19 protein-coding genes and 1 pseudogene are annotated in these 22,521 nt (G+C 46.0%); 8 read left to right on the top strand and 12 right to left on the bottom strand.

What is annotated here, in order from left to right; genetic code table 11:
• The first annotated feature begins 37 nt into the window (after positions 1-37).
• Positions 38-2,239 (top strand): copper-translocating P-type ATPase, encoded by a 2,202-nt coding sequence (locus I3248_RS00100; protein ID WP_238062106.1) that lies wholly within the window; start codon positions 38-40, stop codon positions 2,237-2,239.
• Positions 2,240-2,503: 264 nt separating this feature from the next.
• On the opposite strand, the gene I3248_RS00095 is transcribed toward I3248_RS00100, so the two are convergent.
• The 6 genes from I3248_RS00095 to metG form a co-directional block, all read right to left on the bottom strand.
• A complete protein-coding gene (locus I3248_RS00095; protein WP_025647265.1) occupies positions 2,504-3,298 on the bottom strand; it encodes an ABC transporter ATP-binding protein in 795 nt (264 codons plus the stop codon).
• A 50-nt stretch (positions 3,299-3,348) separates the two neighbouring features.
• Entirely contained in the window at positions 3,349-4,248 is a 900-nt protein-coding gene (locus tag I3248_RS00090; RefSeq protein WP_201600998.1) for an ABC transporter permease, read from the bottom strand.
• A gap of 254 nt (positions 4,249-4,502) precedes the next feature.
• A complete protein-coding gene (locus tag I3248_RS00085; RefSeq protein WP_201559405.1) occupies positions 4,503-5,546 on the bottom strand; it encodes an ABC transporter substrate-binding protein in 1,044 nt (347 codons plus the stop codon).
• A gap of 148 nt (positions 5,547-5,694) precedes the next feature.
• Complete coding sequence (locus tag I3248_RS00080; protein WP_238062105.1) at positions 5,695-6,729, bottom strand: ABC transporter substrate-binding protein; 1,035 nt, start codon at positions 6,727-6,729, stop codon at positions 5,695-5,697.
• Positions 6,730-7,023: 294 nt separating this feature from the next.
• Positions 7,024-7,314: a hypothetical protein gene (locus I3248_RS00075; RefSeq protein WP_238062104.1), complete on the bottom strand. Its 291-nt coding sequence runs from the start codon at positions 7,312-7,314 to the stop codon at positions 7,024-7,026.
• A gap of 62 nt (positions 7,315-7,376) precedes the next feature.
• Complete coding sequence (gene metG / locus I3248_RS00070; RefSeq protein ID WP_238062103.1) at positions 7,377-9,440, bottom strand: methionine--tRNA ligase; 2,064 nt, start codon at positions 9,438-9,440, stop codon at positions 7,377-7,379.
• 634 nt (positions 9,441-10,074) lie between these two features.
• On the opposite strand from metG, the gene I3248_RS00065 reads away from it, so the two are divergent.
• The 7 genes and pseudogenes from I3248_RS00065 to dcd all read left to right on the top strand — a co-directional run bounded on the left by I3248_RS00065 (position 10,075) and on the right by dcd (position 15,761).
• The gene (locus I3248_RS00065) at positions 10,075-10,788 is read left to right on the top strand and encodes a CoA transferase subunit A (protein ID WP_238062102.1); all 714 of its coding nucleotides are present in this window, start codon (positions 10,075-10,077) and stop codon (positions 10,786-10,788) included.
• Between the two features lie 106 nt (positions 10,789-10,894).
• Positions 10,895-11,524 (top strand): CoA transferase subunit B, encoded by a 630-nt coding sequence (locus tag I3248_RS00060; protein WP_238062101.1) that lies wholly within the window; start codon positions 10,895-10,897, stop codon positions 11,522-11,524.
• Between the two features lie 355 nt (positions 11,525-11,879).
• A pseudogene (locus I3248_RS00055) lies at positions 11,880-12,125 on the top strand (magnesium transporter); the annotation flags it as partial.
• Between the two features lie 59 nt (positions 12,126-12,184).
• Complete coding sequence (apbC, locus tag I3248_RS00050; protein ID WP_238062100.1) at positions 12,185-13,405, top strand: iron-sulfur cluster carrier protein ApbC; 1,221 nt, start codon at positions 12,185-12,187, stop codon at positions 13,403-13,405.
• Positions 13,406-13,498: 93 nt separating this feature from the next.
• Positions 13,499-13,924: a hypothetical protein gene (locus I3248_RS00045; RefSeq protein WP_238062099.1), complete on the top strand. Its 426-nt coding sequence runs from the start codon at positions 13,499-13,501 to the stop codon at positions 13,922-13,924.
• Positions 13,925-13,951: 27 nt separating this feature from the next.
• A complete protein-coding gene (locus I3248_RS00040; RefSeq protein ID WP_238062098.1) occupies positions 13,952-15,073 on the top strand; it encodes a DUF2804 domain-containing protein in 1,122 nt (373 codons plus the stop codon).
• A gap of 112 nt (positions 15,074-15,185) precedes the next feature.
• The gene (gene dcd / locus I3248_RS00035) at positions 15,186-15,761 is read left to right on the top strand and encodes a dCTP deaminase (protein ID WP_238062097.1); all 576 of its coding nucleotides are present in this window, start codon (positions 15,186-15,188) and stop codon (positions 15,759-15,761) included.
• An 81-nt stretch (positions 15,762-15,842) separates the two neighbouring features.
• Here the strand turns inward: dcd and I3248_RS00030 are convergent, their stop codons facing one another.
• The 6 genes from I3248_RS00030 to I3248_RS00005 all read right to left on the bottom strand — a co-directional run bounded on the left by I3248_RS00030 (position 15,843) and on the right by I3248_RS00005 (position 22,299).
• Positions 15,843-16,280 (bottom strand): ClpXP protease specificity-enhancing factor, encoded by a 438-nt coding sequence (locus I3248_RS00030; protein WP_201559415.1) that lies wholly within the window; start codon positions 16,278-16,280, stop codon positions 15,843-15,845.
• A 74-nt stretch (positions 16,281-16,354) separates the two neighbouring features.
• Positions 16,355-16,969 (bottom strand): glutathione S-transferase N-terminal domain-containing protein, encoded by a 615-nt coding sequence (locus I3248_RS00025; protein ID WP_025647255.1) that lies wholly within the window; start codon positions 16,967-16,969, stop codon positions 16,355-16,357.
• Between the two features lie 253 nt (positions 16,970-17,222).
• Positions 17,223-17,939, bottom strand: a complete 717-nt coding sequence (locus tag I3248_RS00020; RefSeq protein WP_201559416.1) for a cytochrome c1 — start codon at positions 17,937-17,939, stop codon at positions 17,223-17,225.
• The gene (locus tag I3248_RS00015; RefSeq protein WP_238062173.1) at positions 17,939-19,144 is read right to left on the bottom strand and encodes a cytochrome bc complex cytochrome b subunit; all 1,206 of its coding nucleotides are present in this window, start codon (positions 19,142-19,144) and stop codon (positions 17,939-17,941) included. The genes I3248_RS00020 and I3248_RS00015 overlap by 1 nt, the downstream gene beginning before the upstream one ends.
• 22 nt (positions 19,145-19,166) lie before the next feature.
• Positions 19,167-19,751 (bottom strand): ubiquinol-cytochrome c reductase iron-sulfur subunit, encoded by a 585-nt coding sequence (gene petA / locus I3248_RS00010; protein ID WP_238062096.1) that lies wholly within the window; start codon positions 19,749-19,751, stop codon positions 19,167-19,169.
• Between the two features lie 610 nt (positions 19,752-20,361).
• The gene (locus tag I3248_RS00005) at positions 20,362-22,299 is read right to left on the bottom strand and encodes an ATP-binding cassette domain-containing protein (RefSeq protein ID WP_238062095.1); all 1,938 of its coding nucleotides are present in this window, start codon (positions 22,297-22,299) and stop codon (positions 20,362-20,364) included.
• Positions 22,300-22,521 lie beyond the last annotated feature (222 nt).

Raw genomic sequence — 22,521 nt, 5'->3', positions numbered from 1 at the left:
TACGTACCGTTGTTTACTGTGTTTAAGGAGCAGCGTCATGTCTCATAATATGGACAAAAAACTGAATGAAGCTGGCAAGTTTGACAAAGTACCAAAAGATTACCATGGTACGGTTTACACTTGCCCTATGCATCCAGAAGTTAGAGACGTCAGAAACAGCGGCTGTCCGATATGCGGTATGGGGCTTGAGCCTGAGACCATTACAGCGGGCGAAGAAGATACCGAAGAGCTTGACGATATGACGCGTCGCTTTTGGATCTGTACCCTGCTGACCTTACCGCTATTTATTTATGCTATGGGCGAGATGGTCGGCCTTAACTTTAAGCAGATCGGGCCGCTGGATCTCTCAGGTCAAATGGGTCAAATCATTCAGTTAGTGCTCGCCACGCCCGTCGTGGTTTGGGGCGCGGCTCCCTTTTTTGTGCGCGGTTGGCAGTCGATTCAGAGCCGCAACCTTAATATGTTTACCCTAATCTCGTTAGGGGTCGGCGCAGCTTTTGGGTTTAGTATTGTCGCAACCTTTTTCCCAGGCATCTTCCCAGATAGCTTTCGAGGGGCATCCGGTCAAGTTGGCGTTTATTATGAAGCGGCCGCAGTCATTACGACTTTGGTTCTGCTCGGTCAAGTGTTAGAGCTCAAAGCCAGAAGTCAAACCTCAGGCGCGATTCGCGCCCTGCTTGAGCTGGCACCGCCGACGGCTAGACGAGTTAACGACAAAGGTGAAGAGGTTGAGGTTTCACTAGATGAAGTGGTCGCGGGTGATCACTTACGCGTGCGACCCGGCGAGAAGCTTCCTGTCGACGGTATGGTCATTGAGGGCAGTAGTAGTGTTGATGAATCTATGGTGACAGGCGAGCCCATCCCCGTGACCAAAGAGCAAGGCGACGACGTCACAGGCGGTACGGTAAATGGTACCGGTACGCTACTGGTTGAGGCGGTTAATGTCGGCGAGGACTCAGTACTGTCCAAAATCGTGCAAATGGTAAGCGATGCCCAGCGTAGTCGCGCGCCCATTCAGCGCTTAGTTGACCAAGTGGCAGGCTGGTTTGTGCCTATTGTTATTGTGATCTCTATTATTACCTTTATCGTTTGGGCCATATTTGGCTCTGAGCCTGCGATGGCCTACGCTATGGTAAACGCGATTGCAGTACTGATTATTGCTTGCCCTTGTGCCCTTGGTCTGGCCACTCCTATGTCTATTATGGTCGGGACAGGTAAAGGCGCACAAAACGGCGTATTGATCAAAAACGCTGAGGCGCTTGAGACTATGGAAAAAGTTGATACCATCGTGGTTGATAAGACCGGAACCCTGACCGAAGGACAACCTGCGCTGACGGCCATTGATGCGCTATCAGGTCAAGATGAAGATGAGTTTTTGGCATTAGTTACCGCAGTAGAAAGCGCTAGTGAGCACCCTTTAGCAGAAGCGATTGTGAGAGCTGCACAAGATAAATCCTTGACTATCCCTAAAGCTCAAAATTTTAATTCAACCACCGGTGAGGGCGTAGAAGCTATCGTCAATGGTAAAGCCGTGGCTATCGGTAACTCAAAGCTCATGGAGAGCCTAAATAGCTATGATCAAGATTTATCAGACAAAGCTGACGTGCGCAGAAAAGAGGGCGAAACGGTAATGTTTGTCGCGATAGACGGCAAGGCCGCTGGTGTCATCTCCGTAGCTGATCCTATCAAGCCCAGCACCAAGAACGCTATAGGACTGCTACACGATGCAGGACTAAAAGTCATTATGCTAACGGGTGATAACCAAAAAACCGCGCAAGCCGTCGCCAATAAATTAGGCATCGATGAGGTGCATGCGGATGTCTCACCTGAAGATAAAAATCGTATCGTCAAAGAGATGCAAGATAGCGGTAAATTGGTTGCGATGGCAGGCGATGGTATCAATGATGCGCCAGCTTTAGCACAAGCCGATGTCGGCATTGCAATGGGTACGGGGACTGACGTGGCGATGGAAAGCGCTGGTGTGACTTTACTCAAAGGCGACTTAATGGGGATTGCTAAAGCCCATAAGCTGAGCCGCTCGACCATGCGCAATATTAGACAAAACCTGTTTTTTGCCTTTATTTACAACGCTATTGGCGTACCGATTGCCGCAGGCGTACTTTACCCTGCGTTTGGACTACTGCTTAGTCCTATGATAGCAGCGGCGGCGATGAGTCTGTCTTCGGTATCAGTGATTGCCAACTCGCTCAGACTGCGTACTTTGGATTTGTCAAAGTAGATAGTAAGATTTAAGTACCATCCGCTAAGTAAGCCCTATACCGTGAATCTTTTGATCAAAGTACATAGATGTAACAAACAGCTTTTAAAGCAATTATCCTCTTTATATAAAAAACCTCAAGCGTATTTAGCCCTTGAGGTTTTGTTTTATCGGTGAGAGCGTTTATTGGTTTTTAGCAGAAGTTATTTTTAATAACGCGCATCTTTGGGTTTTTAGCAGTCGGCCAGTCATTAAAAAAACACTTACTGTCTAAACGAGAGCCTATTAACTCAAAATCAGGCTATCATCATCAATCTTTTCACCGCGGGTGCGCTCAAACATATCGAGTAAATCATGTACTGTCATGCCTTGACGCTTTTCGCCTGCCACATCTAATACCACTTGACCTTGATGCAGCATGACGGTGCGCGTACCGTGGGCGAGGGCTTGCTGCATAGAATGGGTGACCATCATGGTTGTCAAATTATTATCGGTGACAATTTTATCGGTCAGCTCTAAGACGAAAGCGGCCGTTTTTGGATCGAGCGCTGCGGTATGCTCATCGAGTAATAGGATTTTGGAAGGTTGCAGGGAAGCCATAAGCAAGCTGACCGCTTGACGTTGACCACCTGATAATAGTCCCATGCGATCGGTAAGTCGATTCTCAAGCCCTAATTTCAATACCGATAGCTTTTCGCGAAACAGCTCGCGGTTATTGTGATTTAAAGCGAAGCTCAAACCACGTTTGCCGCCGCGCTTATAAGCTAGAGCCATGTTCTCTTCGATAGTAAGCGCTTCACAAGTACCCGCCATCGGATCTTGAAACACACGTGCTACCCAGTGCGCGCGCTGATGGGCTGACTTTTTGGTGACATCGATACCGTTCAATAAAATCGAACCACTATCGACGCGCGTCGTACCACTAACTGCATTCAAAAAAGTCGATTTGCCCGCGCCATTAGTCCCGATGACTGTGACAAACTCGCCATCTGCGATATTGAGATTGATCCCGCGAAGAGCAGGGTTTTCGATAGGGGTGCCTGGGTTAAAAGTCAGGCGTAAATCATTGGCTTGCATCATAATCGTAAGTGCCTATATTGCTAGATTGCTAGGTTTATAGTCTGCTCGCTTTAAGCTCTGACTCTACGCGATAAAAACTTGGTTTTTGCCTTAGGCAGTACTAATGCTAGCACGACCAACAGTGCTGTAATCAAGTTCAAATCTTGCGGCCCAAAACCTATACTACGTAGCGTATCGCTCGACAAGGCCACTTGGATAAATAGCTTGTAGAGCACCGCGCCAATAATGACGGCTAAAGTAATAAGCCAAATACGCTTAGCAGGAATAATGGTCTCACCAATGATCACTGCCGCCAGACCGATGACAATGGTACCGATACCGATAGAGATATCCGCGCCGCCCTGCGTCTGAACAAAGAGCGCTCCGGCTAGCGCAATCAGACCGTTAGAGATCGCCATACCGATAATAGTCATCCATGAGGTATTGATGCCTTGCGCTTGCGCCATACGCAGGTTAGAGCCGGTTGCACGCATCGATAGACCGGACTCAGTACTATAAAACCAGTCCAAAAATAGCTTAGCCAGTATCACCACAGCGCCGATAATCAAGCAGCGCATCCAAAAGCCATTATCGTTAGTGACCAGAGAGCTAAAGACAGTGGTCTCACCTAAGAGTGGCAGGTTGGGCGCGCCCATGATACGCAAATTGACAGAATACAGCGCCACCATCACAAGGATACTGGCCAGTAGCTGCAAGATACCAAGCTTAACATGCAACCAAGCGGTGACTACGCCTGCAACTGAACCTGCGAGCATACCAAAGGCGCAAGCGAGCCAAGGGTTAACCCCAGCAACGATAGAGACCCCAGCAACCGCACCGCCTAGAGGAAAACTACCATCAGCGGTCAAGTCAGGAAAGTCTAAGGTTCGAAAGGATATTAAGACGCCTAGGGCGACAAGACCGTAGATGAGACCACTCTCAAGCGCACCAAAAAAAGCAATTAAAGACATAAGTAATCAGTAAGTCATAACCAAGTGCTACCTAACATTAGCAGCGACTAAGCGGTGGGTTAAACAGATTATGCAATCTGCGATTAGGGTGAACCAAAGCGTGTATTCGCTAAGAGATAACAGGCTTTTATTTTATAGCGTTATCAGCAGCAGCAATAAAATAGAAAGTAGCAAAATAATAGCATCAAAAAACAAGCCCAGTCTATAAAGGGATAGCTGGGCTGTCTCTAAGCTTAGCGAGCAGCAAAATAAGCTTATTCTACCACTTCTTCTGCGTCATCGATAACCGCTTGCGGCAAAGTAATACCTTGCTCTTCAGCATTTTTTGGGCTGACATGTAGGTTTAAGTTTTGCGGGGTATAAACCGGAATAGCGCCTGGGTTTTCACCATTTAAAATATTGACAACGATTTTACCGGTTTCGCGGCCTAAGCTATAGTAATCAACGCCTAAGGCTGCGATAGCGCCGCGCTCAACGGAGCTCGTGTCCGAGGCAATAAGTGGGATCTTACTTTCTTTAGCGACTTGATAAAGCGCTTCATAAGCTGAAACCACGTTATTATCGGTTGAGGTGTAGATCATATCGACCTTACCTTCTAGGCTACGAGCTGCCATAGCGATATCATTACTACGAGCTGCAGGTGCTTCTAGGACATTAATGCCCATCGGTGAGAGCTTTTCTTTTAGGTTTTTGAGCGTAATGGTCGAGTTGACCTCACCTGGGCTATAGACGTAGCCGACGTTCTTTAGGCTTGGGATAATTTGGCGCATCAGCTCGATTTGCGGCTCATAAGGGAGCGCATCAGAGCCGCCTGTAACGTTAGTACCTGAGCCATCAAGCGTAGTAACAAGCTTAGCCTCAACAGGATCGGTCACCGCCGAGAATACTAGCGGAATCGTGCTAGTCGCCGCCGCTACAGACTGTGCTGATGGCGTACCGATAGCGACAATAACGTCGGCTTCATCAGCAACGAACTGCTTGGCAATCTGACCGGCAGTGGCGGTATTACCTTGCGCGCTTTGGAAGTTTAGCGTCAAGTTTTCACCGTCGTTAAAGCCTTGTTCGGCCAGCTCATCAACCACGCCTTTACGTACATCATCTAGCGCTGGATGCTCAACGATAGCAGTAATAGCGACCGATTTTGTCTCTGTGGCTACTTCACCGCCAGCGGCACCATCGATAGTGTCAGGGTCATCAGTTGGCGATTGATTACAGCCGGTCAAAATAGCGGTACAAACGCCGCCTAGCATTAAAGCTTTGGTAAAGTTAAAACGGCTAGCTCGTTTCTGATACAACATAGGTCTTACTCCTAAAGATAAAAATGTGTTCTTACAACCAGTAAAGGAAGATAGGGTCATAATCAGTAATTATTAGCAAATCCTTTGCTAATTCCTATACTCATTTTAATAATGCTTCAATTAATCTTTTATCGCCAACGTCCTAGGCTTACTGGTCATCGACGTTGATAGCGTCTTTTAGTACTTCGTCAGATAAAGTCACGCCTTGCGCTTGTGCATGTTTAGGACTGACATATAAAGTCAGATCATTCATCACTTGAGGTTTAACTGTCGCGACCGCTTCATCGTTCAATACTCGGTAAACCATCTCACCTGTGACGCGGCCAAAGTCATAATCATTGACCCCAAGCGCGGCAGTGGCGCCGCGTCTAACGCTGAATTCATCAGAGGCGATGACTGGGATTTTGAGCTCGTTCGCCGCGCTTGCCATCGCCTCAAACGCTGAGACGACATTATTATCGAGCGAGGTATAGATGACATCGGCGCGACCATCTAGGCTACGAGTCGCCATCGCCACATCGGTTGGGCGATTAGCGGTTAGATCCAAGATTTCGAGTCCGCGCGCAGGAGCCGCTGCTTTGAGCTGATTGAGCACAGTGACTGAGTTGGCCTCACCAGGACTATAAACATAGCCAATAGTTTTGGCTTTAGGCGCAACTTTCTGAATGAGATCTAACTGTGGCTCAATAGGCAGCTGGCTTGACAAGCCTGTGACATTAGACTGCGCAGGGACACCGTTTTCATCGATAAGCTTGGCAGCTAATGGATCAGAGATAGCGGTATAAATGACAGGAACCTGAGTCGTGGAAGCGACAATAGACTGTGCAGAGGGCGTTGAGATAGCGACGATAGCGTCTGGCAGGTCACCGGCGAACTGTTTGGCAATCTGTCCTGCGGTGGCTAGATTACCTTGCGCGCTTTGAAAATTCACCGTTAGGTTTTCGCCTTTTACGTAGCCGTTATCTGCCAGCTCTTCTATAAGCCCGCGTCTGATCTCATCGAGTGATGGATGCTCGACGATTTGGGTAATAGCGAGAGTCTTGGCTGGTTTTTCGCTACCAGTAGCCCCATCATCAGTGGTGGTTTCAGTAGCTGAGTTTGAGCAACCTACTAAGCCAAACATACTGATGGCACTCAGAGCAGCTCCGCATAGGCTTAGGCGTAGAGGGGTAGCAATAGTCATTATCAAATTAACTCTTCGGTTGGAAAATGCAAGTCAGCTCGTCCACTTAACCAAGCGCCACTTTCGGCGCGCGCCTGCAGCTGACTTAGATAAAATAGAGGGTTTATAAATATAAGTGGTTATATTATGACAGTAATGTAACGATTCGCAATAAAAAATTGAATGATAAGAGTCATCGAACAGTATATAAGGTCGAGCAAGGCTTGATTAGGCCTAGTAATACCTATGAAACTGGCTGATAAAAAAGCTCAAGAGGACATATATAAAGGGTTGTACTAAATGCGACAGTACAAATCAATCAAAAATCCGCCATAAACTTTTAAACAGCCAAATAATCATTCTAAAAGGTATCTCTAAAAGATCTGTTAAGTACCAAAAGTCCCAGATATCGTAAGCCTCGCGGTCCTGCTTACGCTTTCGCTGAGACTGTCTAATATCTGTAGTAATAATAAATAATAAAAAGCTGACAACGCCACTAACAATAGCGATAAGTAGCGCTGCCGTATCTTCACTCAAATACCAGTATAGCAGTAGACCTAAGGTCAAATAGCATAAGATATCGGCGATAAGTCTAAGTAATGCCATTATTATCTTCTTAAGATTAATTTACCAAAATACCTTAGCATAGATAATCTCAGCTATAGTCGCTAACCAAGTAGATCACCAACCACACAAGCATCAGGCAAAGTCACGACCGTGAGCTGAGTCTTAGGATTGCCAGTAGAGAGCACCATGCCTTCTGAGATGCCAAACTTCATCTTACGCGGCGCAAGATTCGTCACGCATATCACCTTTTTACCGGTCAACTGCTCAGGCTCATAAAACTTACGAATACCGCTAAACACATTGCGCGGCTTGTCTTCGCCGACATCGAGCGTAAACTGCAAAAGCTTGTCTGCGCCTTCGACGTGGCTGCATTCTAAAACGTGCGCGACTTTCATCTCAACTTTGCTAAAATCCTCGATACCTATATAGTCGGCTTGCTCAGCGCTGTTGTCCTCTTTATCAGTTGCAGCTGGTTCCTCTTTTGATTCGCCCAATGACGCTTTTGAGGCTTCAATCATCGCAGTGACATCTTTTTCTTCGATACGCTGCATCAGCGGCTTGAACTTATTAATCTGATGACCGAGCAGCCACTCGTTACGGCTATGAAAGCTCAAATCATCGATATTCAAAAACGCTTTGGCGTTATGGGTTAGCTCAGGCAATACCGGAGCCAGATACACCATCAATTGACGGAAGATATTAATCGCTACTGAACAGACGTCTTGTACTTCTTGCTCAGTGCCCTCCTGCTTGGCAAGCGCCCAAGGCTTTTTCTCGTCGATGTACTCGTTGGCTTTATCCGCGCACTGCATGATCAGACGCATAGCACGGCTAAACTCGCGGTTCTCGTAAGCGGTGGCGATCTCATCACCAGTCTTAGTGATGTCTTCTAGTAGTTTAGGCTCCGCGCAAACCTCAGTGAGCATGCCATCATATTTTTTGACAATAAATCCGGCGCTACGGCTGGCGATATTGACCACTTTGCCGACTAAGTCAGAGTTGACCTTTTGCATAAAGTCTTCAAGATCTAGGTTAATATCTTCGACTTTATCTGATAGTTTACTGGCAAAATAATAGCGCAGGTACTCAGGGTGTAAGTGCTCTGCATAAGTCTCAGCCTTAATAAAAGTACCACGCGACTTACTCATCTTCTCGCCATTGACCATCAAGAAGCCATGAGCAAAAACGCCAGTGGGCGTGCGGAATTCGCTACCCGCAAGCATCGCCGGCCAAAATAGAGCATGGAAATAAACGATGTCTTTACCAATGAAATGATAAACTTCCGTTTTATGTTCATTCTCAGCCGCCCAGTAGCGATCAAAGTCGAGCGCGTTGTCCGTGCCTGCGCGCTTATCACACAGGTTTTGAAAGCTTGCCATATAGCCGACAGGCGCATCCAACCAGACATAAAAGTATTTATCCGGCTCGCCCTCAGGGGTGTCTGGTATCTTAAAGCCAAAGTAGGGCGCATCCCTCGAGATATCCCAGCTGGCAAGACCGGCATCGAACCATTCTTGTAGTTTATTGGCAACTGAAGGCTGTAGACGCTTGTCACTGCGTGTCCAATCTTGTAAGAACTGCTCGAACTCTGGTAAATCAAAAAAGTAATGCTTAGAGACTTTAAGTACTGGCGTGGCATCCGATAACGTTGAGCGCGGGTTTTTCAGCTCAGTGGCATCATAAGTGGTGCCGCAAACCTCGCAGTTGTCCCCGTACTGATCGGCCGATCCGCATTCAGGACATTCGCCTTTGACAAATCTATCGGCCAAAAACAGCTGCTTTTCAGGGTCAAATAATTGCTCGACGTCACGGGTTGAGATGTGACCGGCGCTATTGAGCCGACGATAAATTAGCTCTGAGTAGTGCTTATTTTCAGCGGAGTGAGTGCTGTGATAATTATCGAACTCAATCAAAAACTTAGCAAAATCAGCTTCGTGCGAGGCTTTGACCGAAGCGATCTGCTCCTCTGGCGTGATGCCGTTATCTTCAGCCTTTAGCATAATAGCCGTACCATGAGCATCGTCAGCGCAAACATAAGTGACTTGATGGCCTTGCGCCTTCATTGCCCGCGCCCAAATGTCAGTTTGGATATATTCTACAAGATGGCCTAAATGAATATAGCCATTGGCGTAAGGTAGGGCACTAGTTACTAAAATTTCACGCACTTTTATCACCTTTGTTATCGATATAAATGGGTTGATTATCTCACGACTCGACTTTTCAAGCTTTATCGTTATCGATCCTAATAATGAGATATTTCTGAATTAAAAATTTTGTCTATGATACCGTAAATCTATCATTTATGTGATAGTGCTTAGTAATTAACTAAACAACAGCGGTTCATCAATCGGGGCCAAAATCAGTACTGAATATCCCCGGTAAGCGAAGAACATCAGTAGTAGCAAGGTAATAACAATAGCAAAGGTACTAAACATAACCGCCTTTCCTTGGCATAAAAAATAATGAGTAAGATATACTCACTGCTAACTGAAATAATGATTTGATAAAGAGTAGCGTCAAAAAGCGAATAAAAGGCAGCGAGAGATGACTCAGTACTGCTGTCGGTATAAGTTGCTACAACTCATTATTACGGCTTTGAGTTTTTCTCTAGGCTCTATCAAAATATTATGGTAAGTTAGCATAATCTTTTTAAATAAGATATAACGATATGATACGTATCTTTTTAGTGTAATACGCTTACCGTGTAATTTTTATCGTTAAGTCTATGTTTTTTAAAATAAAAAAATGCGTAAGTGATTATCGAAAATAAATGAAAAAAATAGCTTAAAGGAGATAAGCATGAGTCAATCAAAAGTGTACAACAGTGCAAAGAGCGCTCTACAAGATATCGTCAAGGATGGCCAAACCCTCGCTATCGGTGGTTTTGGTCTATGCGGCATTCCAGAAGCATTGATCGAAGCACTACGTGATAGTGGCGTTAAAGAGTTGACCTGTATCAGCAACAACGCTGGCGTCGATGATTTTGGACTTGGTCTGCTACTACAGACCCGCCAAATCAAGAAAATGATTTCATCATACGTTGGTGAAAACAAAGAGTTCGAACGCCAGTACTTGGCAGGCGAGTTAGAAGTTGAGCTAACCCCGCAAGGTACATTGGCCGAAAAGCTACGCTCAGGTGGTGCGGGTATTCCTGCATTCTATACAGCGACTGGTGTGGGCACATTAGTTGCCGAAGGTAAAGAAACACGAAATTTCGATGGTCGTACTTATGTGCTTGAGCATTCTTTAACTGCCGATGTGGCTCTTATCAAAGCGCAGAAAGCCGATAAAGCTGGCAACCTTATCTTTAATAAAACCGCGCGTAACTTCAATCCAGATTGTGCGATGGCTGGCAAAATCACTATTGCTGAGGTCGAAGAGATCGTCGAGACCGGCGCGCTTGATCCTGATGAGATTCATCTGCCAGGCATCTTTGTGCAGCGCATTGTTCTCAATAGCACCCCTGAAAAGCGCATCGAAAAAACCACGGTCAAAGCGGCTGGCAGCGCTTAAATAAGCGCTTTGGAGTAACTTTAGATCGTGGTAATAACTAGAGTGTAAATGAATGATAGTCGCTTAAAAAAGCAACTTTAAAAAGTAATCAAAAAAGGAGTACGACATGGCATGGACAAGAGAGCAGATGGCACAGCGGGCAGCACAAGAGCTGCAAGATGGTTACTACGTAAATTTAGGTATCGGTCTGCCAACTTTAGTAGCTAACTATATTCCTGAGGGTATGGATGTTTGGTTACAGTCTGAGAATGGCCTATTGGGTATCGGCGAGTTTCCAACTGAAGACAGCATCGACGCCGATTTGATCAATGCTGGTAAGCAAACGGTTACCGCAGCTTCTGGCGCAAGCTATTTTGGTAGCTCAGAGTCATTTGCGATGATACGCGGCGGGCATGTCAATCTTGCCATACTAGGCGCGATGGAAGTCTCGGAACACGGCGATCTGGCCAACTGGATGATCCCCAAAAAGATGGTCAAAGGCATGGGCGGTGCGATGGATTTGGTCGCCGGCGTACAGCGTGTGATTGTATTGATGGAACAGGTCAATAAGCATGGCCAGCCCAAAATCCTTGCCAATTGTGAGCTACCATTGACGGGTAAAGGCGTAGTCGATCGTATCATCACTGAGCTTGCGGTGTTGGACGTCACTGATAACGGCTTACAACTGGTTGAGCTGGCCGAGGGCGTCAGCTTTGCTGAGCTACAAGAAAAGACGCCAGTAGCCATTGCTCAATAGCTGTTTTTCAGTCGTTATAATGCGATAGCTAAAACCAACAGCTACTGCTCGATAAAAATCAAGAGCAGTATTTAGGGCGTGTTGAACATTCGATCTTGGCACTGATAGATAACGTCTATTAATTGGAGCCAATACTATTCATACTATTGGCTCTTTTTTATGATCGCTAAGTGCATCGTTTAGGCTGCTCGGAGTAAAAGAATGCATAATGAAGCTTTTGCATTAAAGAGGCGCTAGTTGCGCTGCGACTAGAAGCGCCTGATGCCGAGACAATTTATCATGCTTATGTCATCGACCAAGAGCGCCGGCTACAAGGGGTTGTGTCTTTGCGAGTACTGATACTAGCAGCGCCTGAATGGCGGTTGCGGTGGCTATTATTGGCTATATTCGCGGCGATCTTGTTGTCTCTTTAGTGCTAGCACTGAGTATGGTTTCGGTAGTCATGATAGGTAGTGTGATTGGTATGAGTCTGCCCTTTGTGCTTAATAAGCTTGGCTTCGACCCTGCGACAGCGAGCGCCCCTTTGATTACCTTAATCAGCGATGCCTCAGGTGTGCTTATCTACCTATTTATTGCCTCGAGGTTTTTGGCTATCGGCTAAGACACGTCTTATTGATGTTATAATAACGACAAATACTGATAATAATGATAAAGGCAACTATGTTTAATTTTATGAAAAAAAAGACCAAACCTGAAACTCCAGAGCAGCAAGCGCAGCGTGATAGCGCGGTTGATAAGGCGTTGCTTAGCTATCACGTCGGTGATGCGAGCATTGCGACTATGGTCACCGGCCTTGAGCGTAATGATCATGAGCTCACTTTAGACTTGCGTTTGCCGCACAGTAGTGACCCTGAAGTGATTCAGCAGGAGCTTGGGCAACTGCTACGTCCTCACGGTATTGAGGTCATTCATATGAATGTCCGCTTGCCTGCGCCTCCCAAAGCTTCGAGCGCAAGCCTGCCCAAATCGTCAGCGACCTCGATGCCAAAAACCACTGATGCTATGGCGGGCAGTACACAGTCACAGGCCGCTCGTAGCGATGCTGAACCCGCTATCACTAAGGCCGCTCCCACCCAAGCCTCTCTAGCCGCGCATCCGCGTATTCGTCACATTATTGTCGTGGCATCAGGTAAAGGCGGCGTTGGCAAATCAACAACGACGGTCAATATTGCCTTGGCATTACAGAAACTAGGTCACAAGGTTGGGGTGCTTGATGCCGATATTTATGGCCCTAGTATGCCAACGATGCTTGGGGTTGCCGATGTTAAGCCTGAGCTGGAAAACGATCAGTTCGTTCCGGTCGAGGCGCACGGTTTAGCGATGCTCTCTATCGGCAGCTTGCTCGATGGCGATAATACGCCAGTGGCTTGGCGTGGTCCCAAAGCGACGGGCGCGCTGATGCAACTGTATAATCAGACCAACTGGCCGCAGCTCGATTACCTAGTTATCGATATGCCGCCAGGTACCGGTGATATTCAGCTAACGCTTGCCCAGCGTATTCCGGTGACTGGCTCAGTAATTGTTACAACCCCGCAGCATGTCGCACTGCTCGATGCACAAAAAGGCATTGAGATGTTTAATAAGACCAACATTCCCGTACTGGGTGTGGTTGAAAATATGGCGCTACATACTTGCAGTAACTGCCAGCATACCGAAGCCATTTTTGGTAAAGGTGGCGGCGAGATGATCGCTGAGCAGTACCACGTGCCTTTATTAGGGCAGCTACCATTGGCCAGTGGTATTCGCGCGCAGGTCGATAAAGGTGAGCCTAGTGTATTAGCCGATGATGAGTTTGCGAATTACTATATCAATATAGCCAAAAACATCGAGACTAATATTGATAAATTTGCTAAGCCTGTTGATGATAAACGTATATTTTAATCGTTTATGATGATTGTTTATCAATAACAAATTAGCCTAAGCAAATATAAAGTTAAAAGCACTTTTATTCTAACAAAGAAGCAAGGAAGCTTTGTGAGCGTATCTATTTATCAAAGTCATTTAGAGGCTGCGCCCAAGCAGTACACGTTATTAAAAATGCTGCGTCCGCCCGTGTATGAAATTGAGCTATCAAATAACCAACTGATTGGCGTTTGCTACTATAAAGATGGTAGTAGCAAGCGCTATCAAGTCAATGCAACCTTTAGTAATAGGCGAATGGTGATTGCCGATTTTTTGTCAGCAGTAGAGGCGATGGCGGCTTTATTGTTAAAGTTTCCTAAGCATCCTTTTGGGACAAATGCTTTTGCCGTAGCAAATGTGACGCAGGAGCTGGCCGATGGACTCACTGCAATAGAGGTCAAAGCCATTACAGAAGCCATTTGGGCCGCATCAAGGCAAGCAAAAAGAACAGTGATAAGTACCGAAGTAAGCTATCAAGGACAAGTGATTAGTCAGTAATAAATGCAAGACAAGGATGTCATAGCAATGCATGGACCTATTAAAAGCGACAAGGTAGATAATGTAGCTTACGCAAATATCATTTCTACCGATATAAAGCCACAAGCTATCGAACAGCTCATCCAAAATGGTCAGCCGCAATTTGGGGTGTTCTCGCAAGTTAAACAAATCAATTATCTCGATTATTACAGTCCGCTAATCTCGCAAAAACCATTATCAAACTGGCGTAAAGACTTCAAGGCCAATCAATTCTGTTTTGTCCAAATCATCGAGCCGCCTTTTAGAGTATGTCTCGCACTGGCAACGATTAAGATTGCCACTAGTGCTTTTGTTTATGTTTACAATGAAGAGACTGCACAATTAGAGATTGGGGAAGCCTTGCAGCCAGTTACGCGCCGCAGTGCATTTAAAGGCGATCACTATCAAGGGCAGATGTCTTTTACCCATAGCAAGCTTAGCCTAACGCTAGGTTTTACCCCAGAGCAGGTGAGTATAGAGCTTGATAGCCAATATCTAGCAGTCCATGCAAAATTAGAGCGTCAGCAGCAGCCGCTTGCGATATGTACGCCAACAGGCAGACGCGGTTGGACGTTTACCCAAAAAGAGCCGTTGAGCGCTGCTAGCGGCGAGATAATTATCAAAGCGGGTGCACAGATAACCGCTGATAGTCAGCAGCAAAAACTTGAATTGAGCAAGACAACAAGAGCCAATCTAGATTGGACACTGGGTTATATGCGTCATGAGACCAATTGGTTTTGGACTTGTATCAACAGCTACCTAGCAGATGGTCGGCATTTTTTATTGAATCTCTCTATGGGTGTCAATGAGACAGGTCTAAGTGAGAATGCTTGTTGGCTCGATGGCGAGATTTTTTATCTGCCGCCTGTATTATTTGAGCGTAAAGATACGAATGACTCCTCTGCCAATACTTGGCACATTTATCATCGAAGCTTAGGCTGGAGCAGTGTCGATATCGATTTAACTTTCACGCCGATTAGAGTCTACAAAAAAACAGATAATTTCGGTATGGTCGCCAGCATCTTTGAGCAGTGGCTAGGGGAGTACAGCGGAGAGATACGCTTAGCTGGGCAAGTGCTACGCTTGGATAAGGTAATGGGACTAGCGGAAGATCACTTTGCAAAATGGTAATATCTGACTCAAGCTGAATAGCGAGTGGATACTTTTATCTCGCGTAAAACCTATAAATTGAGCCATCAATTCCGTATAATCATCGCTATTAAAAATTTGCTAAGGAATAACAATGTCTATTAAGTCTGACCGCTGGATTCGTGAAATGGCCGAAGAGCACGGCATGATCGAGCCATACGAGCCAGGTCAAGTGCGCTTCAATGATGCAGGCGAGCGTCTCATCAGCTACGGCACCTCAAGCTACGGTTACGATGTGCGCTGCGCTCCTGAATTTAAAGTATTCACCAACGTACATTCAGTCGTCGTCGACCCCAAAAACTTCGATGAAAAAAGCTTCATTGATATCGTTGGCGATGAGTGCATTATTCCACCAAACTCCTTTGCGCTAGCTCGTACTGTAGAATACTTCCGCATTCCGCGTGATGTGCTGACCATTTGTCTAGGCAAATCGACTTATGCGCGCTGCGGTATCATCGTCAATGTCACGCCGCTAGAGCCTGAGTGGGAAGGGCATGTAACGCTAGAGTTCAGTAATACCACCAATTTGCCAGCGCGTATTTATGCCGGAGAAGGCGTCGCGCAAATGCTGTTTTTCCAAAGCGATAGCGACGATGTCTGCGAGACCAGCTACAAGGATCGCGGCGGTAAATACCAAGGTCAACGCGGAGTGACCTTGCCTAGAACTTAGATTGATTAAACATATGCTAATAAAAAAGGAGCCTATCTATAAGGCTCCTTCTTTATGGTTTAATGCTTTATCTTATGCAGACTATTTGAGTATCTTTAAGCCTGCTTTGTTATCGCGTTTAGGTCTAGTCGCAGCTTTTGGTTTATTCGCTACCGCGCTAGCCTCTTCTTCAGGCTCATAGTTATCGTACTCGTTAGGATCAAAAAACATCCCTTGCGAGTTTTCTTTAGCATAGATGCCAATTACCGCTTGCAAGGGTACCCAAATCTCTTGCGAGACACCGCCGAAGCGCGCACTAAAATGAATATAATCATTTTCCATACTCATATTACCGGTGGCACGACTGGCGATATTGAGGACGATACGACCATCTTGCACGTGTTCTGTTGGAATCTGTACGTTTTCTGCCGTGGCATCAACCATCAAGTAAGGGGTTAGTGCATTATCTTCTATCCACTGGTAGATAGCACGTACCATATAAGGGCGCGTTGGGGTAGTAGCGATAGGGGTATCACTCATTTTTTATTCCTCTACTGATATTTTACAAAATAATAGTAACAAGTATTCTCAAGTTATAAAAGTACGGCAAAAGGTTAGCGCACACTGGCCCGAAAGCTTTTACGTTCAAACAACCGCTCTTGATAGTCCAGCAATGGGCGACTGATATTGCGTGGTAGCTCAATTTGCATCTCTTCTAATCGCCATAACAGCGGTGCTAACAAGACATCGCACCAGCCAAACTCATCAGCCATAAAATAAGGCTTATGAGCGAATAGGGGCGCTAAAGTAATCAGCGAGTCGGCTAGTTGCTTCTTAGCCAGCGCTGCTTGAGCTTTATTAAAGCTATCAGGGTGCATCAGCAGACGTTTACCCAAGACTAGCCAATCACGCTGAATGCGCCAAGCCAATTGTCGAAACTGCGCGCGCTCTTGCGGGGTCTCAGGGAGTAATTTATTGGCATGATAACGCTCTTCTAAATACTCAAAGATAACGTTGATCTCATATAACGCAGTCTCACGCTGCTGTAGTACTGGCAAAGTATGATAAGGGTTTAGTTCAGTTAAGTCTTCAGGGCGCTCAGAGTGCAAGCGCGATAGGTAATACTCTAGTTTTTTTTCTTCCAGTAATAAGCGCACGACATGGCTATCGTAGCCATCATCAGCATATAAGATCAGCTGACTACTGGGAATGTCATTCGCATCAATCATAGCAGCCTAATATTCATTATTAAGGCTGTCATCGTAAACAAACTCACCTTGTTAATCAAGACAGTAAGCGTAAATGCTAACCAATTCCACGCGGTTATCTATAATTTGTTAGCGTAGCCGGTTTGAGGGTTTCTCTGCTGTCCCAATGGTATATGGCTATTAAACATTGTCTGCACATTTTTTTTTGCACAAAAAAAGCACTACCGAGGTAATGCTTTTTTTTTAGTACAAATCAGTTAGCTTTAGCGCTTACTTATTTAACATCTTTCCAGAACTCTTTGTTGAGTAAGTAGACCGGAATGAGCAATACTAGTAGGAATAGGATGACAAAAGCACCGATGACACGGCGATCATGACGAACCGGCTCACCCATCCAAGCCATAAAGTTAACTAAGTCGCCGACTTCAGACTCAAACTCTTCTTGGCTCACGCTTTCTTGCAGGTTGTGCAAGACGTGAGGCATAGCCGCGTTAGCTAACACTAGGTTGTTCGCGCCCCAAGGACGGCTAGGATCTTCGTAAAAAGATAACAGGTAAGTGTAGACCCAATCATCACCGCGTAAACGGTTGACTAAAGATAGATCAGGAGGCGCCGCACCGAACCAAGACGCTTGTAGCTCAGGGTCAATCTCAGCATCGATATGATCACCGATTTGATCGGTGGTCACCATCAGATATTTCTCGACCAGCTCTGGCGGTATTTCAAGGTCTTTGGCGATACGTGAGTGACGAACATACTTCGCTGAGTGACACCCAGCACAGTAGTTCATAAACATTTTTGCGCCGTTTTGTAGCGAACCCTTGTTAGTGAAGTCAATAGGAGCGTCGCTACAAGCCAAATGCTCTTCCACACCCTCAGCATTGGTAAAAGTGCCACATCCGTGACCGCCAGCTGCCATTGCGCTACCAGCCGTCAAGGTCAATGCCGCGCCTAAGCCTAGACCCGCTAGGGATTTGATTAGGGTTCTCATTAGTGACCTCCGGTAACGCGTTCTGGTGGCTGTTTACACGTCTCAATAGCAGTGTAAAACGGCATTAGTAAGAAGAATAAGAAATATAGAATCGTGAATACACGAGCCATAATAGTCGCAGTTGGCGTTGCAGGTGTCGCACCTAAATAGCCAAGTACGATAAAGCTAATAGCAAAGACAGTTAGTGCAATCTTAGACAAGATACCTTTGTAGCGTATTGAGCGTACAGGTGATCTGTCGAGCCACGGTATCAAGAATAGTACAGCGATGGCCGCACCCATGGCGATGACCCCGCCCAGCTTATTCGGCACCGCGCGCAAGATAGCGTAGAATGGCGTGTAGTACCATACTGGCGCAATATGCTCAGGTGTCTTCAAGGAGTTTGCTGCCTCAAAGTTAGGTGGCTCAAGGAAATAACCGCCGCCCTCTGGGAAGAAGAACACCACTGCAAAGAACAAGATAAAGAAGACTACGATACCAACCATGTCATGCACAGTGTAGTACGGATGGAATTCGATACCATCTAACGGTACACCATTCTTGTCTTTGAGCTTCTTAATATCGATACCATCAGGGTTGTTAGAACCAACGTGATGCAAAGCCACGATATGCATAAATACTAAACCAACTAAGACTAGCGGAATAGCCACAACGTGTAGCGCAAAGAAGCGGTTCAGCGTGATACCTGAGATGATGTAATCACCACGTACCCACTCAGCAAGACCATCACCGATGACCGGTAGCGCTGCTGGTAAGTTCAAGATAACCTGAGCACCCCAGAATGACATATTACCCCAAGGTAATAGATAGCCGAAGAACCCTTCTGCCATCAAGGCAAGATAGATACCCATACCGATCAGCCATAGTAGCTCGCGTGGCTTTTGATATGAGCCATACAGCAAGGCTCTAAACATATGCAAATAGACGACAACGAAGAACGCTGATGCACCTGTGGAGTGCATATAGCGGATGAGCCAGCCGCCTTTGACATCACGCATGATATATTCGACCGAGGCAAACGCGCCTTCAGCACTCGGGTTATACATCATGGTCAGCCAGATACCAGTCACTAATTGGTTAACCAATACCACCATCGACAACACACCAAAAAAATACCAAAAATTGAAGTTTTTTGGTGCATAGTATTTGGACATATGGTATTCGTAGGTTTCAGTCGCAGGAAAGCGCGCGTCCACCCAATGCATTAATTTTTTACCCATACTCATATTAAGCCTCCCCAACTGTCAAGATGGTACCAGCCATACTATACTCTGGGACGGGTAAATTGGTTGGTGCCGGTACGCCGCTATAAACGCGACCCGCTAAGTCATATTTAGAACCATGGCAAGGACAGAAAAATCCGCCATACCAATCATTACCGCCTAAGTCAGCCGCGCCAACTTCGGGACGATAGTTTGGGGCACAGCCCAAATGGGTACAAACGCCTTCAACCACTAGTAGACTCGGCTCGATAGAACGAGTTTGGTTCTTGGCGTATTCAGGTTGTAGTGATGCGCTTGAGTCGGGATCAGCGAGTAAAGACTCAACAGGCTCTAAAGTATTCACCATATCTTCAGTACGTTTGACGACGTAGATAGGTTTGCCGCGATACTTTACGACAATCATTTGTCCTTCTTCAATAGAAGCGATATCTTGGGTAACTGCCGCACCCGCAGCTTCAGCTTTGGCGCTAGGTGTCCAAGAGCGAACAAAAGGGGTGGCTACCGCCGCGACTCCAGCTGCACCAATTACGGCAGTTGAAGCAATCAAAACTCTACGGCGTTGTACATTAACGCCTTCGGCTTGGCTCATTAATACTTCCTCCAGGTGAATGAAATGGGATTATCCCACACTGGGTTTGTGACTTAGAAATATAAAACATTTAGTATTGGTTCATACTATATTGACAATATAAAGAGACAAGCCACATCAGCTATGCCTAATTTTGCTAATTGTTACTATTCTAAGCTATTTTGGTTAAAAAATAAATTGGTACGCCAAAAATAACGCGACCTTTGCAGGCATTATTATTAGCTTTACACTGTTAAAAGTCCTAAATCATTATCAGAATAATCAGCATTGAATTCGTATCGACTGAACGGTACGCGTCATTGTCATATTCAGTTAAATAGCATTTATAATCACTATTAAATACAAGCACTATTAAAAGTATCTGTAATGACTAGTAAAGTCTCAAAGACTGCTCTCATCGTAAAGTAATCGATATCGCCTTTTGAGTGATAAGATTACCTTATAAATGATAAGGATATTTATTTATAGGCGATGATACTTGAAATCAGCCCAATGTTCACTAACTTTCAGCACCTTTACGTAACCGATTTTGTTTCATCTCTCATGTAAGTCAGTAGCAATGAGAGAGTGAGAAGATAAAAGATAGTTGGACAATACCCGACTTTTATCATTAATCACTCTCAAGTTCTTCCCAGCGCTCAAGCTTTGCCATCATTTCCTCCTCAATGACCGCTAAGCGCTCACTGGCGGCTGTCGCGGCATCAAAATCCTCGGTAAACCAAGAGCCATCAGCCAGCTTGTCTTGTAGCTTGGCTTGCTCTGTTTCTAGCTTAGTGATTTCTTTTGGTAGCGAATCAAGCTCGCGCTGCTCATTGAAGCTGAGCTTTTTTTGCGCTTTAACAGGTTTAGCGGGTGTTGCCGCTGGTTTTTGGTTGGCTTTGGAAGTATGCGCACGGCTCGGCGCTTTAGACGCTTGCGCGCGATTCTTTTGAATCAAGTATTCTTGATAGCCGCCGACATATTCATCGACCACGCCGTTACCGTCTTCATCGGTATCAAATACCCAAGTAGAGGTAACCACGTTATCCATAAACGAGCGATCATGGCTGATAAGTAGTATCGTGCCATTAAAGCTACTGACGGACTCTTCTAATAACTCAAGGGTCGCCATGTCCAAATCGTTGGTAGGCTCATCGAGCACTAATATATTGGCAGGCTTTAACAGCTGCTTGGCGAGCAGTACCCGGTTACGTTCACCACCGGACAAGGCTTTGACAGGGGTGCGCGCGCGCTCCGGCGCAAATAAGAAGTCTTGCAAATAGCTCATGATATGGGTCTTGCGGCCGCCCACTTCGATGAAGTCTGAGCCTTCAGAGACGTTTTGGGCAACGCTAGCTTCTAGATCGAGCTGATCACGCAACTGATCGAAGAAAGCGATTTGCAGATTAGTCCCTAGCTCCACAGTACCGCTCTTGGTGACTTCATCGTCAGACATATCGAGTAGCGCTTTTATTAAAGTGGTTTTACCAGCGCCATTAGGACCGATGATACCTATCTTGTCACCACGCATAATGGTGGTACTAAAGTTGTCGACGAGCACATTGCCATCGTATTCAAGATGAAGGTTTTTGACCTTACAAACCAGCTTACCGCTTTTTTCGCCTGCATCCATTGTGATGTTGACGTTACCGACTTGCTCACGGCGTTGGCTACGCTCTTCACGCAGGGCCTTTAGATCGCGCACGCGGCCTTCGTTACGAGTACGGCGGGCTTTGATGCCTTGGCGAATCCACACTTCTTCTTGCGCCAGTTTTTTATCAAAGTTGGCATTACTTTTTTCTTCAGCGAGCAGTTGTTGCTCTTTTAGCTCTTGATAGCGCGCGTAGCCTTTAGCGCCTTGAGTGACATCATAGCTGGTCAATAGACCACGATCTAATTCGACGATGCGCGTTGCCAGCTTATTGACAAAGGCTCTATCGTGAGTGACAAATAGCAGCGTCAGACCTTGCCAATCTAACAAGAAGCGCTCCAGCCACTCGATACTATCGACATCCAAATGGTTGGTCGGCTCATCAAGCAATAATACGTCAGGCTTAGTGACTAAGGCTCTTGCTAGCAGCACTCGGCGCTTACGACCACCCGATAGCGAGGATAAGTCATCATCCGCGTTAAGCCCCATAGTGGTAATCAGCCGCGTCGCTTCACGCTCTAAATCCCAGCCATGTACCGCGTCGATATCATGTTGCAAAGTCGCCATGCGCTCACAGGCATCCATATCACCCTCAGCGCATAGATCGGTTTGCTGGTTATAGGCCATGAGCAGGTCAGCGGTTTGCCGACTGCCGCCCATAACGATGTCTAGTATACGCCCCGAAGTTTCAGGAACATCCTGCTCAAGCATAGCAACACGCACGCTGCTATTGATAATGACTTCGCCGCTATCAGGCTGCATAGAGCCGTTGATAAGCTTGAATAAAGTGGATTTACCTTCGCCATTACGACCGATCAGACAGACGCGTTCGCCTGCCTCAATGCTAAAGTCGACACCATCAAGGATAGGTGCTACGCCAAAAGCGAGGTGGATGTTTTTTAGATGTATCAGTGCCATAGAATGTCTTAAGCTTATATATAAGAGAGTGGAATAGATGATAAAATAGCGAGTTGCCCATTATTAATCATAAATTGATAATAAATTGTAGAGACTAGCAAATAGTCAGCAGTATAACATGACCCTAGAGGACTTTAGGATGCGTCATGCTTTTTTATCGCTGTGACTTAGGGCGTGTTGAACATTCACAAATGCGCACTGCTGATCGCTAAAATAGTTCTA

This window comes from Psychrobacter sp. Ps3 (genome assembly GCF_022129275.1).
Taxonomy (GTDB): Bacteria; Pseudomonadota; Gammaproteobacteria; order Pseudomonadales; family Moraxellaceae; genus Psychrobacter; species Psychrobacter submarinus.
This window is presented reverse-complemented; position numbering and strand designations above follow the sequence as displayed.

What these genes read in the sequence shown, in the direction of transcription:
- I3248_RS00100 (WP_238062106.1), top strand. Translation starts at nt 38, where the DNA reads ATGTCTCATAATATGGACAAAAAACTGAATGAAGCTGGCAAGTTTGAC.
- I3248_RS00095 (WP_025647265.1), bottom strand. Translation starts at nt 3,298, where the DNA reads ATGATGCAAGCCAATGATTTACGCCTGACTTTTAACCCAGGCACCCCT.
- I3248_RS00090 (WP_201600998.1), bottom strand. Translation starts at nt 4,248, where the DNA reads ATGTCTTTAATTGCTTTTTTTGGTGCGCTTGAGAGTGGTCTCATCTAC.
- I3248_RS00085 (WP_201559405.1), bottom strand. Translation starts at nt 5,546, where the DNA reads ATGTTGTATCAGAAACGAGCTAGCCGTTTTAACTTTACCAAAGCTTTA.
- I3248_RS00080 (WP_238062105.1), bottom strand. Translation starts at nt 6,729, where the DNA reads ATGACTATTGCTACCCCTCTACGCCTAAGCCTATGCGGAGCTGCTCTG.
- I3248_RS00075 (WP_238062104.1), bottom strand. Translation starts at nt 7,314, where the DNA reads ATGGCATTACTTAGACTTATCGCCGATATCTTATGCTATTTGACCTTA.
- I3248_RS00065 (WP_238062102.1), top strand. Translation starts at nt 10,075, where the DNA reads ATGAGTCAATCAAAAGTGTACAACAGTGCAAAGAGCGCTCTACAAGAT.
- I3248_RS00060 (WP_238062101.1), top strand. Translation starts at nt 10,895, where the DNA reads ATGGCATGGACAAGAGAGCAGATGGCACAGCGGGCAGCACAAGAGCTG.
- apbC (WP_238062100.1), top strand. Translation starts at nt 12,185, where the DNA reads ATGTTTAATTTTATGAAAAAAAAGACCAAACCTGAAACTCCAGAGCAG.
- I3248_RS00040 (WP_238062098.1), top strand. Translation starts at nt 13,952, where the DNA reads ATGCATGGACCTATTAAAAGCGACAAGGTAGATAATGTAGCTTACGCA.
- dcd (WP_238062097.1), top strand. Translation starts at nt 15,186, where the DNA reads ATGTCTATTAAGTCTGACCGCTGGATTCGTGAAATGGCCGAAGAGCAC.
- I3248_RS00030 (WP_201559415.1), bottom strand. Translation starts at nt 16,280, where the DNA reads ATGAGTGATACCCCTATCGCTACTACCCCAACGCGCCCTTATATGGTA.
- I3248_RS00025 (WP_025647255.1), bottom strand. Translation starts at nt 16,969, where the DNA reads ATGATTGATGCGAATGACATTCCCAGTAGTCAGCTGATCTTATATGCT.
- I3248_RS00020 (WP_201559416.1), bottom strand. Translation starts at nt 17,939, where the DNA reads ATGAGAACCCTAATCAAATCCCTAGCGGGTCTAGGCTTAGGCGCGGCA.
- I3248_RS00015 (WP_238062173.1), bottom strand. Translation starts at nt 19,144, where the DNA reads ATGCATTGGGTGGACGCGCGCTTTCCTGCGACTGAAACCTACGAATAC.
- petA (WP_238062096.1), bottom strand. Translation starts at nt 19,751, where the DNA reads ATGAGCCAAGCCGAAGGCGTTAATGTACAACGCCGTAGAGTTTTGATT.
- I3248_RS00005 (WP_238062095.1), bottom strand. Translation starts at nt 22,299, where the DNA reads ATGGCACTGATACATCTAAAAAACATCCACCTCGCTTTTGGCGTAGCA.